We start from the raw sequence: 15,440 nt of genomic DNA on the forward strand, positions 1-15,440 counted from the left end.
AACGATCCGTTGTGGCTTACCGTGGTTCCCCATGGATCTCGAAGCCGTCCGCACCTTCGCGGCCGTCGCCGACACGGGTCAGTTCCAGGAAGCCTCCGCCGAGCTCTCGATCACCCAGCAGGCCGTCTCCAGACGCATCTCCGTGCTGGAGAAAAGCCTCGGTGTGCGGCTGTTCACCCGCACTCCACGCGGCGCCGAGCTCACCATCGACGGGCAGGCACTCCTGCCTCACGCACGTGAGCTGCTGCGCGTCGCGGAACGCGCGGTCGCGTCCGTGCACGCCGGACGACGGCCGCTGCGTGTCGACGTGATCGCGTCGCGGGGCGCACAGGCGGGCCTGATGCGCGGGTTCCACCGCGCGTATCCCGAAATCGAACTCGACGTGTTGATGCTGTTCGAGATCGAGGCGGCCGTCGCCGCTATCCGGACCGGTGCGATCGATGCGTCATTCCGCGCCGTCACAGCACCCGGCCGGCCGCTTCCCGAGGAGATCGAATCCGTCCGCGTGCTCGATGAACCGTTGCAACTCCTCACGGGTCCTGCCCATGCACTGGCGGGTGCCAGATCGGTGACCCTCGCGCAGCTCGCCGGGCACCGGATCTGGATGCCGGGCATCGTCCCCGGTACCGAGTGGGGCGCCTACTACGACGATCTCGTCGCCGAATTCGACCTCACCATCGAGGCAACCGGCCCCAACTTCGGGTCCGACGCCCTTCTCGACACCATCGCCGACACCCCGGCCCTGGCTACCTTCATGGGCGAGCACACCCGCCTCATCTGGCCCGCCGGCCACGGACTGCGGCGTATCCCGGTAATCGATCCCACACCTGTCTATCCGCACTCGCTGATCTGGCGCCGCGACAACCCACACCCCGCGCTCCTCGCCCTCCGCGATCATCTCGGCTCCACACGCCCCCACCAGGCCGACGGTGAGACCTGGAAGCCTGCATGGGCCAAGGACTCCGATGTGCGGCGGGCCTAATGTGATCGTTCCTGGACGGGAGCGCAGAGAACGCAGAAAAGCCCCGTGCCACAAGGGCACGGGGCTTAACTATTCAAAAGGAGTTCGGCGGCGTCCTACTCTCCCACAGGGTCCCCCCTGCAGTACCATCGGCGCTGAAAGGCTTAGCTTCCGGGTTCGGAATGTAACCGGGCGTTTCCCTAACGCAATGACCACCGAAACACTATGAAATTAACCAACACCGGAAATAAACACGGCCGTTCGTTATTTCAGAACTAACACAGTGGACGCGAGCAACTGAGGACAAGCCCTCGGCCTATTAGTACCAGTCAGCTCCACCCGTTACCGGGCTTCCACATCTGGCCTATCAACCCAGTCGTCTACTGGGAGCCTTAACCCTTCAAGAGGGTGGGAATACTCATCTCGAAGCAGGCTTCCCGCTTAGATGCTTTCAGCGGTTATCCTTTCCGAACGTAGCCAACCAGCCATGCCCTTGGCAGGACAACTGGCACACCAGAGGTTCGTCCGTCCCGGTCCTCTCGTACTAGGGACAGCCCTTCTCAATATTCCTACGCGCACAGCGGATAGGGACCGAACTGTCTCACGACGTTCTAAACCCAGCTCGCGTACCGCTTTAATGGGCGAACAGCCCAACCCTTGGGACCGACTCCAGCCCCAGGATGCGACGAGCCGACATCGAGGTGCCAAACCATCCCGTCGATATGGACTCTTGGGGAAGATCAGCCTGTTATCCCCGGGGTACCTTTTATCCGTTGAGCGACAGCGCTTCCACAAGCCACTGCCGGATCACTAGTCCCGACTTTCGTCCCTGCTCGACCCGTCGGTCTCACAGTCAAGCTCCCTTGTGCACTTACACTCAACACCTGATTGCCAACCAGGCTGAGGGAACCTTTGGGCGCCTCCGTTACTCTTTAGGAGGCAACCGCCCCAGTTAAACTACCCATCAGACACTGTCCCTGATCCGGATCACGGACCCAGGTTAGACATCCAGCACGACCAGAGTGGTATTTCAACGACGACTCCACAACCACTGGCGTGGCCGCTTCAAAGTCTCCCACCTATCCTACACAAGCCGAACCGAACACCAATATCAAACTATAGTAAAGGTCCCGGGGTCTTTCCGTCCTGCTGCGCGAAACGAGCATCTTTACTCGTAGTGCAATTTCACCGGGCCTATGGTTGAGACAGTCGAGAAGTCGTTACGCCATTCGTGCAGGTCGGAACTTACCCGACAAGGAATTTCGCTACCTTAGGATGGTTATAGTTACCACCGCCGTTTACTGGCGCTTAAGTTCTCAGCTTCGCCGACCCGAAAGTCAGCTAACCGGTCCCCTTAACGTTCCAGCACCGGGCAGGCGTCAGTCCGTATACATCGCCTTACGGCTTCGCACGGACCTGTGTTTTTAGTAAACAGTCGCTTCTCGCTGGTCTCTGCGGCCACCCCCAGCTCACCGAGTAAATCGGATCACCAGTGATGGCCCCCCTTCTCCCGAAGTTACGGGGGCATTTTGCCGAGTTCCTTAACCATAGTTCACCCGAACGCCTCGGTATTCTCTACCTGACCACCTGAGTCGGTTTAGGGTACGGGCCGCCATGAAACTCGCTAGAGGCTTTTCTCGACAGCATAGGATCATCCACTTCACCACAATCGGCTCGGCATCAGGTCTCAGCCTTAATGTGTGACGGATTTACCTACCACACGGCCTACACCCTTACCCCGGGACTACCACCGCCCGGGCTGGACTACCTTCCTGCGTCACCCCATCGCTTACCTAGTACAAGTCTGGTTCGTCGGCTCCACCACTACCCTCAACTCCGAAGAGATCGGGCCGGCTTCACGGACTTAGCATCGCCTGATTCAGTATTGGGCGTTTCAAAGCGGGTACCGGAATATCAACCGGTTGTCCATCGACTACGCCTGTCGGCCTCGCCTTAGGTCCCGACTTACCCTGGGCAGATCAGCTTGACCCAGGAACCCTTAGTCAATCGGCGCACACGTTTCTCACGTGTGTATCGCTACTCATGCCTGCATTCTCACTCGTGAACCGTCCACAACTCGCTTCCGCGGCTGCTTCACCCGGCACACGACGCTCCCCTACCCATCCACACAGGCGTTGGCCCTATATGTGTGAATGACACGACTTCGGCGGTACGCTTGAGCCCCGCTACATTGTCGGCGCGGAATCACTTGACCAGTGAGCTATTACGCACTCTTTCAAGGGTGGCTGCTTCTAAGCCAACCTCCTGGTTGTCTCTGCGACTCCACATCCTTTCCCACTTAGCGTACGCTTAGGGGCCTTAGTCGATGCTCTGGGCTGTTTCCCTCTCGACCATGGAGCTTATCCCCCACAGTCTCACTGCCGTGCTCTCACTTACCGGCATTCGGAGTTTGGCTAAGGTCAGTAACCCGGTAGGGCCCATCGCCTATCCAGTGCTCTACCTCCGGCAAGAAACACACGACGCTGCACCTAAATGCATTTCGGGGAGAACCAGCTATCACGGAGTTTGATTGGCCTTTCACCCCTAACCACAGGTCATCCCCCAGGTTTTCAACCCTGGTGGGTTCGGTCCTCCACGAAGTCTTACCTCCGCTTCAACCTGCCCATGGCTAGATCACTCCGCTTCGGGTCTTGAGCGCGCTACTAAATCGCCCTATTCGGACTCGCTTTCGCTACGGCTTCCCCACACGGGTTAACCTCGCAACACACCGCAAACTCGCAGGCTCATTCTTCAAAAGGCACGCAGTCACGACGCACCGAGCAAGCTCGATGCGCGACGCTCCCACGGCTTGTAGGCACACGGTTTCAGGTACTATTTCACTCCGCTCCCGCGGTACTTTTCACCATTCCCTCACGGTACTATCCGCTATCGGTCACCAGGGAATATTTAGGCTTAACGGGTGGTCCCGCCAGATTCACACGGGATTTCTCGGGCCCCGTGCTACTTGGGTGTCTCTTAAACGAGCCGTTAATGTTTCAGCTACGGGGGTCTTACCCTCTACGCCGGACCTTTCGCATGTCCTTCGCCTACATCAACGGTTTCTGACTCGTCTCACGGCCGGCAGACCATGAAAAAGAGATCCCACAACCCCGCATGCGCAACCCCTGCCGGGTATCACACGCATACGGTTTGGCCTGATCCAGTTTCGCTCGCCACTACTCCCGGAATCACGGTTGTTTTCTCTTCCTGAGGGTACTGAGATGTTTCACTTCCCCTCGTTCCCTCCACACTGCCTATGTGTTCAGCAGCGGGTGACAGCCCATGACGACTGCCGGGTTTCCCCATTCGGAAACCCCCGGATCAAAGCTTGGTTGACAGCTCCCCGGGGACTATCGTGGCCTCCCACGTCCTTCATCGGTTCCTGGTGCCAAGGCATCCACCGTGCGCCCTTAAAAACTTGGCCACAGATGCTCGCGTCCACTGTGCAGTTCTCAAACAACGACCAGCCACCCATCACCCCACCCTTACCGGATGAGTTCACTGGGGCCGGCAACCGAAGGACGACCTTTACGGCCGTACCTTCAGATACCCAACAGCGTGCCCGACCCGACCGATCACCCTCACGTTCCACGCCGAAGCAGTACTAGTGAAAACAACCTGTCGTGCCGAATAGTCAACGTTCCACCCATGAGCTAACCACCGCCGAACATTTGCCGGCGTAGTGGCTCTGGATTCCTTGCGGAATCTAGATGCTCCTTAGAAAGGAGGTGATCCAGCCGCACCTTCCGGTACGGCTACCTTGTTACGACTTCGTCCCAATCGCCAGTCCCACCTTCGACAGCTCCCTCCCACAAGGGGTTGGGCCACCGGCTTCGGGTGTTACCGACTTTCGTGACGTGACGGGCGGTGTGTACAAGGCCCGGGAACGTATTCACCGCAGCAATGCTGATCTGCGATTACTAGCAACTCCGACTTCATGGGGTCGAGTTGCAGACCCCAATCCGAACTGAGACCGGCTTTTTGAGATTCGCTCCGCCTCGCGGCATCGCAGCTCATTGTACCGGCCATTGTAGCACGTGTGCAGCCCAAGACATAAGGGGCATGATGACTTGACGTCGTCCCCACCTTCCTCCGAGTTGACCCCGGCAGTCTCCTGTGAGTCCCCATCACCCCGAAGGGCATGCTGGCAACACAGAACAAGGGTTGCGCTCGTTGCGGGACTTAACCCAACATCTCACGACACGAGCTGACGACAGCCATGCACCACCTGTCACCCGACCACAAGGGGGGCCGTATCTCTACGGCTTTCCGGGCGATGTCAAGCCTTGGTAAGGTTCTTCGCGTTGCGTCGAATTAAGCCACATGCTCCGCTGCTTGTGCGGGCCCCCGTCAATTCCTTTGAGTTTTAGCCTTGCGGCCGTACTCCCCAGGCGGGGAACTTAATGCGTTAGCTGCGGCACCGACGACGTGGAATGTCGCCAACACCTAGTTCCCAACGTTTACGGCGTGGACTACCAGGGTATCTAATCCTGTTCGCTCCCCACGCTTTCGCTCCTCAGCGTCAGTAATGGCCCAGAGATCCGCCTTCGCCACCGGTGTTCCTCCTGATATCTGCGCATTTCACCGCTACACCAGGAATTCCGATCTCCCCTACCACACTCTAGCCTGCCCGTATCGACTGCAGACCCGGGGTTAAGCCCCGGGCTTTCACAACCGACGCAACAAGCCGCCTACGAGCTCTTTACGCCCAATAATTCCGGACAACGCTTGCGCCCTACGTATTACCGCGGCTGCTGGCACGTAGTTAGCCGGCGCTTCTTCTGCAGGTACCGTCACTTTCGCTTCTTCCCTGCTGAAAGAGGTTTACAACCCGAAGGCCGTCATCCCTCACGCGGCGTCGCTGCATCAGGCTTTCGCCCATTGTGCAATATTCCCCACTGCTGCCTCCCGTAGGAGTCTGGGCCGTGTCTCAGTCCCAGTGTGGCCGGTCGCCCTCTCAGGCCGGCTACCCGTCGTCGCCTTGGTAGGCCATTACCCCACCAACTAGCTGATAGGCCGCGGGCTCATCCTTCACCGCCGGAGCTTTTAACCTTCCCCCATGAGAGGGAAAGTATTATCCGGTATTAGACCCCGTTTCCAGGGCTTGTCCCAGAGTGAAGGGCAGATTGCCCACGTGTTACTCACCCGTTCGCCACTAATCCACCCCGAAAGGCTTCATCGTTCGACTTGCATGTGTTAAGCACGCCGCCAGCGTTCGTCCTGAGCCAGGATCAAACTCTCCGTGAATGTTTTCCCGTAATCGGGTAGACACCACGAGAGCGGAACGACCAAGTCGGAATATGACCGGCCGTTCGCTATGTCCTCGCTGTGCGCATTGCCTACCAAGCCCGAAGACTTGTTAGGACTTTCAAAGGAACCTCGAACCTGCCGAAACAGGTCGGGGTATCAACATATCTGGCGTTGACTTTTGGCACGCTGTTGAGTTCTCAAGGAACGGACGCTTCCTTTGTACTCACCCGCAGAACATTTTCTGGGGCTTTCCTCCGGGCGCTTCCCTTCGGTCTTGCGTTTCCGACTCTATCAGACTCTTTCGTGTCCGATTCCCGGTCGAAGCGGGTCTCGCATTTTGCTTTCCAGTTCTTCGCTTTCGCGCTTTCCCTTTCCAGCGGTTCCAACCTTACCAGAACCCGTGCGTACCGTTTCCGGTCCGAATTTGAGTTCCGATGGCCTGTTGAAGCGGCCTTGCCTTTCGGCTGATTCGACTTTATCAGAAGCAATATGCCGAATTGATCGGCTTCATGTTCCAGAGAGTGGGAATCAAATGGCTCTGCGGAAATTAAATTTCCGTTGAGAGCTAGGTAAACCTAACCGTTGAGCTCGAACTTGTCCAGTTCGAGGCAACCGTTCGAATCTACCTCCCCCAGTCCGCCGTGTCAACGGTTCTTTTGGGGCTTGAGGAGACTAGCAGGTCAGCACGGCCGCTCGCACATCAGGCGGCCACCGGCAGCTCGGCGCTCCGTTCGCCTGCCGCGATGTCGCCTGCGTCGCCGGCTCGGGCCGCCCGGCCGCCCAGGATGTAGACGTAGGCAAGGAAGCCCAACTCAGCGGCGACCCCGATGGCGATGCGTGCCCAGGTCGGAAGGCCTGAAGGGGTGACGAAGCCTTCGATGACGCCCGACACGAACAGTACGAGCGCAAGTCCGATGGCCATGCCGATGGCAGCCCGGCCCTGTTGTGCCAGGGCTGTACGCCGGGTGTGCGGGCCGGGATCGATGACCGTCCAGCCCAGGCGGAGGCCGGTTCCTGCCGCGACGAAGACCGCCGTGAGTTCCAGCAGCCCGTGGGGAAGGATCAGCCCGAGGAAGGTGTCGAGCCGGCCCGCCGAGGACATCAGGCCGATACCCACCGCAAGGTTGAGCACGTTGACGAAGAGAATCCAGATCACCGGAACGCAGAGGAACGCGCCGAGCACCAGGCACATGGCTGCGGCCTGTGCGTTGTTCGTCCAGACCTGGGCGGCGAAAGAGGCCGCCGGGTGGCTGGAGTAGTACGTCTCGTACTCGCCTCCCGGACTGGTCAGACGGCGGAGGTCCTCCGGAGCGGCGATGGCCGCCTGGACCTCCGGATGGGTGCCGATCCACCAGCCCATCAGCGCTGCCAGCAGCGCTGAGAGGACGGCGGTGGGTATCCACCAGTGCCTGGACCGGTAGACCGCCGCGGGAAAACCTGCCGTCAGGAAGTGCACGGCGTCGCGCCAGGAGGCACGACGGGTGCCGGTCACCGTGGAGCGTGCCCGGGCCACCAGCTGCGTCAGGCGCGCGGTGAGCAGGGGGTCGGGCGCGCTGGACTGGATCAGGGAGAGGTGGGTGGCCGTGCGCTGGTAGAGGTCGACCAGTTCATCGGCCTCCGCTCCCGTGAGTTTGCGCCCGCGGTGCAGGAGGTGGTCCAGACGGTCCCACTCGATGCGGTGGGTGTTGACGAAGACGTCGAGGTCCATGGTCGGCTGCTGCTCCTGGCATGGGTGTGTACGGGTCCGTACAACTGCGGCGCGTTGCGGGTCAGCTTGGCAGATTGTGGCCCCGAGGGGCAGGGATGGTCGGCGAAGGGGCGGGCAGCAATGAGTGAGCTGGTGACCGGGGATGCGGTCGTGCTGGGGCTGCGGCCGGCGAAACTGCCGAGCCGGGCACTGGCTCTCGTCATCGATCTGGTGGCGGTGGGAACGGTCTTCGTGCTGGTGTCGATCGGATTGGCCATCGCGACGGTCACACTCGACGAAGCGGCGATGGCCGCGGTGACCGTCGCGACCTTTCTGCTCGTGCTGGTGGGGGTGCCCATCGCGGTGGAGACACTCAGCCATGGCCGTTCGCTGGGGAAACTCGCGTGCGGGCTGCGGGTGGTCCGGGACGACGGCGGGCCCATCCGGTTCCGGCATGCGCTGGTGCGCGGGGCGATGGGCGTGGTGGAGATCCTCGCGACGCTCGGTGCCGTCGCCGCCATCGCCTCGCTGGTTTCGGCGCGAGGGCGGCGGCTCGGGGATGTCTTCGCGGGGACACTCGTCGTACGGGAGCGGGTGCCGGCGGGCAGGGCCGCAGCCGTGCCGCCTCCGCCGCCCTGGCTGGTCGGCCGGTTCGCCGGACTGGACCTGTCGGCCGTCCCGGACGATCTGTGGCTTGCCGTGCGGCAGTACCTGACGCGGATGCACCAACTCGATGCCGCCGTGGGGCGCGCCATGTCGCAACGGCTGGCCGAGGAGCTCGCTGTCAGGACCGGGGTACCGGCCCCGGCGGGGGTGCCTGCCGCCGCGTTCCTGGCGGCCGTGGTGAACGAACGTCAGACGCGTGACGCACGAAGGGCGTTCGCGTCCGCGGCAGCGCCTTCTGCCACGCCTCTGCCCCACCCCGTTCCTCTGCCGCACTACGACGCTCCCTCGGCTCATCCCGTTCCGGCGCCCCACCCCGCTCCCGCGCCCGTCGCCCCGGCACCGCCAGTCGGGCGGGACGGTGCAGCGGCGGATGCCGGGGCGGACGCGGTGCGGCCGTCCACGGGCGGCTTCGCTCCGCCCGCCTAGGGCCTGTCCGGCGTCATTGAACGGGGCGGCGGGCCCTACCGGTCGGAGGGCGGGGATTCCAGCTCTTCGAGCTCGATGCCCGGGGCCGAGAGGACGACGTCGCCGGCGATGTGGACGGTGTGCTGCTCACCGGTGTCCAGGGCGCTGACCTGGTACGCGTCCACGGTCAGAGGCCCGTTGTCAGTGGCGTGCGCTTCACTGTTCACCAGGGCCCAGGACTGGTCGACGGTACGGGGGGCGAGTACCGGGTCCGTGAAGGTGACGACGCGGACCCGGGTGGCCGGAGAAGTGGGGGTGAGACGCAGCAGCCGTGCGGTGGCGATGAGGAATGCGGGGGAAGTGCCGCTGAAGGCGTGGGCGCGGACATTGCCTTCGGTGGCATGGATGCCGCTCGGGTCGGTGCGCACCCAGGTGACGCCTTCGAGGGCGGCGCCGCGGACCTGCCAGCTCGCGGCGTGGAGTTCGAGGCGAATGGGGCGGCCGAGCTCGTCCAGGGTGAGGTCGACGGATCCGAGGTGATCGCCGGACGGGGCGGTCGTCTGGGAGACGTAGCGCCAGCCCGAGGGGCCGGGTGCGCAGTGGAAGTGTTCTTCACCGAGGGGGGTGTGGTCGTGGAGATCGTGGAGCGAATATCGGCCGCGTGGCATGGGGTCCTTCGGGTTCCTCGGGTTGTGCGGGTGCGGTACGGCGCAGGCCCCCGGCACGGGGGTGCGGGGGCCTGCGTTCGTAGCTGCTGCTGAGTCACCGGGTCTGCGGACGCGCGCGCGTCCGCAGACGATGCGGGGTCTGCCGGTGGCCGGTCCTCACCGACCGGTGGTGAGGTGCCAGGTCACCGGCAGGCCGTCGCAGGTGGTGACGGCGTCAGTAGCGGTAGTGGTCGGACTTGTACGGGCCCTCGACCTCGACGCCGATGTAGGCGGCCTGCTCGGGGCGGAGCGTCGTGAGCTTCACGCCGAGCGCGGCGAGGTGGAGGCGGGCGACCTTCTCGTCGAGGTGCTTGGGCAGCACGTAGACGTCGGTCGGGTACTCCTCGGGCTTGGTGAACAGCTCGATCTGGGCCAGGGTCTGGTCCGCGAACGAGTTGGACATCACGAACGACGGGTGGCCGGTCGCGTTGCCCAGGTTCAGCAGGCGGCCCTCGGACAGCACGATGAGGACCTTGCCGTCGGAGAACGTCCAGGTGTGGACCTGCGGCTTGACCTCGTCCTTGACGATGCCGTCGATCTTCGCCAGGCCGGCCATGTCGATCTCGTTGTCGAAGTGGCCGATGTTCCCGACGATGGCCTGGTGCTTCATCCGGGCCATGTCGGCGGCCATGATGATGTCCTTGTTGCCCGTCGTGGTGACGAAGATGTCGGCCTGCTCGACGACGTCGTCAAGGGTGGCGACCTGGTAGCCGTCCATCGCCGCCTGCAGCGCGCAGATCGGGTCGATCTCGGTGATGATCACTCGGGCGCCCTGGCCCCGCAGGGACTCCGCGCAGCCCTTGCCCACGTCGCCGTAACCGCAGACGACGGCGGTCTTGCCGCCGATCAGGACGTCGGTGGCGCGGTTGATGCCGTCGATCAGCGAGTGGCGGCAGCCGTACTTGTTGTCGAACTTCGACTTGGTGACCGCGTCGTTGACGTTGATCGCCGGGAACAGGAGGGTGCCGTCACGGTGCATCTCGTACAGCCGGTGCACACCGGTCGTGGTCTCCTCCGTGACACCACGGATCTCGGAGGCCAGCTGGGTCCACTTCTGCGGGGACTCGCCCAGGGTGCGGTTCAGCAGGGTGAGGATGTTCGCGTACTCCTCGCTGTCCGCGGTCGACGGGTCCGGGGCCGCGCCGGCCTTCTCGAACTCCACTCCCTTGTGGACGAGGAGGGTGGCGTCACCACCGTCGTCGAGGATCATGTTCGGACCACCGGTGGGGGTGTTCGGCCAGGTCAGCGCCTGCTCCGTGCACCACCAGTACTCCTCCAGCGACTCGCCCTTCCAGGCGAAGACCGGGACGCCGGCGGGGGCTTCCGGGGTGCCGTTCGGGCCCACCGCGATCGCCGCGGCGGCGTGGTCCTGCGTGGAGAAGATGTTGCAGGAGGCCCAGCGGACCTCGGCGCCGAGGGCGACGAGGGTCTCGATCAGCACGGCCGTCTGCACCGTCATGTGCAGCGAGCCGGTGATGCGGGCGCCGGCCAGCGGCTGCGCGGCGGCGTACTCCTTGCGGATCGACATCAGGCCGGGCATCTCGTGCTCGGCGAGGGTGATCTCCTTGCGGCCGAAGGCTGCGAGGGAGAGGTCGGCGACCTTGAAGTCCTGTCGATTGGCGACCGTCGTCATAACGGGCTGCTCCTCGTGATGGGTCGAGGTGGGTAGGGCGGCTCTGCGGCACACCGTGGGCACACGAATGCCCGGACAGTTCCGCAGCGCAGTTCGTCGGAGGCCCTCTCTCCCTCGGCCGGTCCGGCGTACGGACCGATCGACCGCCATCAGCAGCGACGTCTGACACTGCCGACGAATCTACACCGAACGGCCCAGCCGCTCCCAGTCCACCGGGTCCGGGAGCGGCCTCATCGGCGTATCGGAGGCGGTCAGTGACCGGATTCCGTCGGGTCGGCCGGGGTGTCGGGGGCGTCGCCGGGGGTGCCGTCGGCCGTCGGGCCGGCCGGTGTCGCGCCGGGTGTCCCGCCCAGTGTCTTGGCCGGGTTGACGCCGGCCGCGGCCGCCGCCGCGTTGTAGATGTCCGGCTCCAGGTAGATGACACGCGCGATCGGCACGGCCTCGCGGATGCGGGACTCCGCGGCGTTGATGGCGTTGGCGACCTCGGTGGCGGTGTCGTCGTGCTGAACCGCGATCTTGGCGGCGACCAGCAGTTCCTCGGGGCCGAGGTGGAGCGTACGCATGTGGATGACGCCGGTGACGGTGTGGCCGTCGACGACCGCGGCCTTGATCTTTTCGACCTGGTCGGTACCGGCGGCCTCACCGAGCAGCAGGGACTTGGTCTCGGCCGCCAGGACGATCGCGATGACGATCAGCAGGATGCCGATGCACAGGGTGCCGATGCCGTCCCACACACCGTTGCCCGTACCGAGGGCCAGGCCGACACCGGCGAGCGCGAGGATGAGGCCGATGAGCGCGCCGAGGTCCTCGAGCAGGACGACGGGGAGTTCCGGGGCCTTCGCGCGGCGTACGAACTGGGTCCAGGAGAGGGGACCGCGGGTCTCGTTGGACTCCCTGATCGCCGTACGGAAGGAGAAGCTCTCGGCGATGATCGCGAAGACCAGGACGCCGACCGGCCAGTACCAGGCCTCGATCTCGTGCGGGTGCTTGATCTTCTCGTAGCCCTCGTACACCGCGAACATGCCACCGACCGAGAAGAGGACGATGGAGACGAGGAAGGCGTAGATGTAGCGCTCGCGCCCGTATCCGAAGGGGTGCTGGGGGGTGGCCTCGCGCTGGGCCTTCTTGCCGCCGAGCAGCAGCAGTCCCTGATTGCCCGAGTCGGCGAGCGAGTGAACGCTCTCCGCGAGCATCGACGACGAGCCACTGAACAGGAACGCCACGAATTTGGCCACTGCGATCGCGAGGTTGGCGGCGAGCGCCGCCACGATCGCCTTGGTTCCGCCTGACGCACTCATGGGTGCCTGGTGTCCCTTCGTAGGTGCTGCGGCTCCGGCGGCCGCGGTACGGCCGGACATTGTTGCAGCCGCTGGTGCGGACGGTACGTCAGGCCACCACAGTGGCGCGGAACACGGTGCCCGTACCGGACACTTCGGCCTTCTCCCCGGCCGGTACGAAAACCGATTCGCCCGGCCCGAGGCCGAGCTCGCCGGCCTTCGGCGTGCCCGCCGTGCAGAGCAGGATCTGGGGCGTGGCCGCGGTGAGGTCCACGGGGGCCGCGCCCGGTGAGAGGTCGAAGCGGGAGAGCCTGAACTCGTCGACCGGCGTCTCGTACAGCTCCTCGCCGGACGGGGAGGCCTCGGGCCGCAGGATCCCCGGCTCGGTGGCCTCGAAGCGGACGATGCGCAGGAGTTCGGGTACGTCGATGTGCTTGGGCGTCAGCCCGCAGCGCAGCACGTTGTCCGAGTTGGCCATGATCTCGACGCCGAGGCCTTCGAGGTAGGCGTGCGGAACACCGGCGCCGAGGTACAGGGCCTCTCCGGGCTGGAGTTGTACGTAGTTCAGGAGCATGGCCGCGAGGACGCCGGCGTCGCCGGGGAAGTGGTGGGCGATGCGGGCGTAGGGGGCGTAGGCGCCGCCGATCCGTTCGGCGGCGGCCGCCGTGGCCGCGACCGTCTCGGCCATCTGCGCCGGGTCCGCGGTGAGGATCGCCGTGAGGACCTCGCGCAGGGCGGCCTCTTCCGGGTGGGCGCGCAGCAGATCGGCGTACGGCTTGAGGGAGTCGACGCCCAGGCCCTCCATGGCCTCGGCCGCCTCGACGGGCCGGCGGAAGCCGCACAGGCCGTCGAAGGGGGTGAGGGCGCAGATCAGTTCGGGCTTGTGGTTGGCGTCCTTGTACGTGCGGTGGGGGGCGTCGATCGGAACGGACCGGCGCTCCTCATCCGCGTAACCGTGCTGTGCCTGGGCGAGGTCGGGGTGGACCTGGAGGGAGAGCGGGGCTCCGGCGGCGAGCAGCTTGAGGAGGAAGGGAAGACGGGGGCCGAACTTGTCGACGGCGGGCTGACCGAGCTCTGCGGCCGGGTCGGCGGCGATGACGTCGGTGAGCGCTTGTTCGGCGGTGACCGAGGGGGCGGCACTGGTGCGGGATATCCGGGACGGGGCTCCGGGATGGGCGCCCATCCACATCTCCGCTTGCGGCTCGCCGGTGGGGGCGACCCCGAGCAGGGTCGGGATGAGGGTGGTGGAGCCCCAGGCGTACGGGCGGACGGTGTTGGAGAGCCGGTCCATGGAATTCGTCCTCGTGCTGTGTGGGATGCGTGAGTGTGGGATGCGGAAGTGTGGGATGCGTGGGTCTTGGCTGTCTGTGTGGGGGCCCGGCCGTACGTGAGGTGTGGGGCGGCGCTGCCCGGGGCCGGACGTCACACGGTCAGCCGCGTCCTGCGGCGAGGGCCACGTAGACGGCGGCGAAGTCGGTGACCGCGAGGAGTTCGGCGAGGGCTTCGAGCCTGTTGCCCTCCTCCGGCTCCAGTTCACTGATCGCCGTGTCGTGGCCCAGGGCGAGCTCGCGGGCGGCGGGGGCCGCGCTCAGCCCGCCAGTGGGCCGGTCGCGGAGCAGGACGACCCGGGCGTGGAGGGGTTCGGACTCCTCGACCCGGTCGCGGAAGAAGTCGTCGGGGTCGGCACCGGCCGCGAAGGCACCGGCCAGCAGGCCGCCATGGGCGGGGAGCGCCTCGGGGAGTTCGGCCGCCAGGGCCGGACGGCCGGAGAGCTCGGCCAGGACCGCGGCGAAGCGGCGTCCGACCGGGCCCGCGGCGTCGCCCTCCGTCCAGATGAGGGGCAGGCTGTCCGCGAGTTCGGCGGCCAGGGTCTTGGCCGGGTTGCTGTACGTGGCGATCGCCGGTCCGCAGCGCTCCGCCGTACGGTCCAGGCGGTCCGCGACGCTCTGCAGCACCTCGGCGGGCGCGGTGACCAGGCCGACGCGGTCGAGGAGGGCGAGCAGCGGGGTGAACAGGGCCCACAGGGTGCCGGGACCCGCGGCCGAGGTCTCGGCGTCGTACTCGCCGTGCGGGGCGGAGGCCATAGGCACGACGAGGCCGTGCACGCCGTCGACCGCCTCGCGCAGGGGTGACTTCCGGGGCGCCACGGCCACGACGGTGCAGCCGCGGCGGTACGCCTGCTCGGCGAGGAGGGCGAGGCCCGGTTCGGAGCCGTCCGCTGTGACGACGAGGAGCAGGTCGACGGAGCCGGCCCAGCCGGGCAGCGTCCATCGCATCGCGCCTGCGGCCGGTGCGACGCCGGTCGGGTGGATACGCGTGACCGGGGCGGAGGCTCCGGCCAGGGCGCCGATCAGGTCGGCGACGCCGGATGCGGCGGTGCCGGAGCCCGCGACCAGGACGGCGCGCGGGCGGCCCTCCGGGTTCAGCTCGGCGATCCCGGCCTCCGTCGCGTGCCGGGCGGCGGTACGGACCCGGGCCCCGGCCTCGGCGGCGCCGCGGAGCAGACCGCGGCGGTCGGCTCGGGCCAGGGCTTCCGGGGCGTCGAGCAACGACTCGTCGAGCATGGGGACGGTCCTCCGATCACGTGCCGATCACCGTGCGGGGTGTGGGGCCCGGCTACGCGGGGCGGCGGGCCTCGTCGACGAGGAGGACGGGGATGCCGTCCCGTACGGGGTAGGCCAGGCCGCAGTCCTTGCCGGTGCAGATCAGTTCGGGACTGTCGGCCGCCGACCGGTCGTCGAGGGGGGAGTGACAGGCCGGGCAGGCCAGGATCTCCAGAAGGCCGGCTTCGAGCGGCATGGGTGGGTGTCCCTTCGGGCGAGCGGGCGGGGTGGGCGGTGGTGTCGTGCGGTGG

The 15,440-nt window shown here is 65.3% G+C and carries 9 protein-coding genes and 3 rRNA genes; 2 read left to right on the forward strand and 10 right to left on the reverse strand.

The annotated features are described in order from the left end of the window. Positions 1–31: 31 nt before the first annotated feature. Positions 32–982, forward strand: coding sequence for a LysR family transcriptional regulator (locus OG446_RS13785; RefSeq protein WP_328894312.1), 951 nt, complete (start codon positions 32–34; stop codon positions 980–982). An 82-nt stretch (positions 983–1,064) separates the two neighbouring features. Here OG446_RS13785 and rrf read toward each other — a convergent pair. The 4 genes from rrf to OG446_RS13805 all read right to left on the reverse strand — a co-directional run bounded on the left by rrf (position 1,065) and on the right by OG446_RS13805 (position 7,919). Further along, positions 1,065–1,181, reverse strand: a 5S ribosomal RNA gene (gene rrf, locus OG446_RS13790). 79 nt (positions 1,182–1,260) lie between these two features. After that, positions 1,261–4,385: ribosomal RNA gene (locus OG446_RS13795) — 23S ribosomal RNA — on the reverse strand. 297 nt (positions 4,386–4,682) lie between these two features. Then, positions 4,683–6,208 (reverse strand): 16S ribosomal RNA (locus OG446_RS13800). The 16S, 23S and 5S rRNA genes sit together here, the layout of an rRNA operon. A 703-nt stretch (positions 6,209–6,911) precedes the next feature. After that, a complete protein-coding gene (locus OG446_RS13805) occupies positions 6,912–7,919 on the reverse strand; it encodes a stage II sporulation protein M (protein WP_328894313.1) in 1,008 nt (335 codons plus the stop codon). 120 nt (positions 7,920–8,039) lie between these two features. Here OG446_RS13805 and OG446_RS13810 point away from each other — a divergent pair, with 120 nt between their 5' ends. Continuing rightward, positions 8,040–8,990, forward strand: a complete 951-nt coding sequence (locus tag OG446_RS13810; RefSeq protein ID WP_328894314.1) for an RDD family protein — start codon at positions 8,040–8,042, stop codon at positions 8,988–8,990. A 35-nt stretch (positions 8,991–9,025) separates the two neighbouring features. Here OG446_RS13810 and OG446_RS13815 read toward each other — a convergent pair whose 3' ends face one another. The 6 genes from OG446_RS13815 to OG446_RS13840 all read right to left on the reverse strand — a co-directional run bounded on the left by OG446_RS13815 (position 9,026) and on the right by OG446_RS13840 (position 15,385). Beyond that, a complete protein-coding gene (locus OG446_RS13815) occupies positions 9,026–9,637 on the reverse strand; it encodes a hypothetical protein (RefSeq protein WP_328894315.1) in 612 nt (203 codons plus the stop codon). Between the two features lie 214 nt (positions 9,638–9,851). Beyond that, positions 9,852–11,309, reverse strand: coding sequence for an adenosylhomocysteinase (gene ahcY, locus OG446_RS13820; protein ID WP_328894316.1), 1,458 nt, complete (start codon positions 11,307–11,309; stop codon positions 9,852–9,854). Between the two features lie 251 nt (positions 11,310–11,560). Beyond that, complete coding sequence (locus tag OG446_RS13825; protein ID WP_328894317.1) at positions 11,561–12,607, reverse strand: cation diffusion facilitator family transporter; 1,047 nt, start codon at positions 12,605–12,607, stop codon at positions 11,561–11,563. Positions 12,608–12,695: 88 nt separating this feature from the next. Then, positions 12,696–13,877, reverse strand: a complete 1,182-nt coding sequence (gene manA, locus OG446_RS13830) for a mannose-6-phosphate isomerase, class I (protein ID WP_328894318.1) — start codon at positions 13,875–13,877, stop codon at positions 12,696–12,698. A gap of 139 nt (positions 13,878–14,016) precedes the next feature. Next, complete coding sequence (locus OG446_RS13835) at positions 14,017–15,150, reverse strand: SIS domain-containing protein (protein ID WP_328894319.1); 1,134 nt, start codon at positions 15,148–15,150, stop codon at positions 14,017–14,019. 52 nt (positions 15,151–15,202) lie between these two features. Then, the gene (locus OG446_RS13840) at positions 15,203–15,385 is read right to left on the reverse strand and encodes a Trm112 family protein (RefSeq protein WP_328894320.1); all 183 of its coding nucleotides are present in this window, start codon (positions 15,383–15,385) and stop codon (positions 15,203–15,205) included. Positions 15,386–15,440: the final 55 nt, after the last annotated feature.

The organism is Streptomyces sp. NBC_00236, assembly GCF_036195045.1.
Taxonomy (GTDB): domain Bacteria; phylum Actinomycetota; class Actinomycetes; order Streptomycetales; family Streptomycetaceae; genus Streptomyces.

What these genes read in the sequence shown, in the direction of transcription:
- OG446_RS13785 (WP_328894312.1), top strand. Translation starts at nt 32, where the DNA reads ATGGATCTCGAAGCCGTCCGCACCTTCGCGGCCGTCGCCGACACGGGT.
- OG446_RS13805 (WP_328894313.1), bottom strand. Translation starts at nt 7,919, where the DNA reads ATGGACCTCGACGTCTTCGTCAACACCCACCGCATCGAGTGGGACCGT.
- OG446_RS13810 (WP_328894314.1), top strand. Translation starts at nt 8,040, where the DNA reads ATGAGTGAGCTGGTGACCGGGGATGCGGTCGTGCTGGGGCTGCGGCCG.
- OG446_RS13815 (WP_328894315.1), bottom strand. Translation starts at nt 9,637, where the DNA reads ATGCCACGCGGCCGATATTCGCTCCACGATCTCCACGACCACACCCCC.
- ahcY (WP_328894316.1), bottom strand. Translation starts at nt 11,309, where the DNA reads ATGACGACGGTCGCCAATCGACAGGACTTCAAGGTCGCCGACCTCTCC.
- OG446_RS13825 (WP_328894317.1), bottom strand. Translation starts at nt 12,607, where the DNA reads ATGAGTGCGTCAGGCGGAACCAAGGCGATCGTGGCGGCGCTCGCCGCC.
- manA (WP_328894318.1), bottom strand. Translation starts at nt 13,877, where the DNA reads ATGGACCGGCTCTCCAACACCGTCCGCCCGTACGCCTGGGGCTCCACC.
- OG446_RS13835 (WP_328894319.1), bottom strand. Translation starts at nt 15,150, where the DNA reads ATGCTCGACGAGTCGTTGCTCGACGCCCCGGAAGCCCTGGCCCGAGCC.
- OG446_RS13840 (WP_328894320.1), bottom strand. Translation starts at nt 15,385, where the DNA reads ATGCCGCTCGAAGCCGGCCTTCTGGAGATCCTGGCCTGCCCGGCCTGT.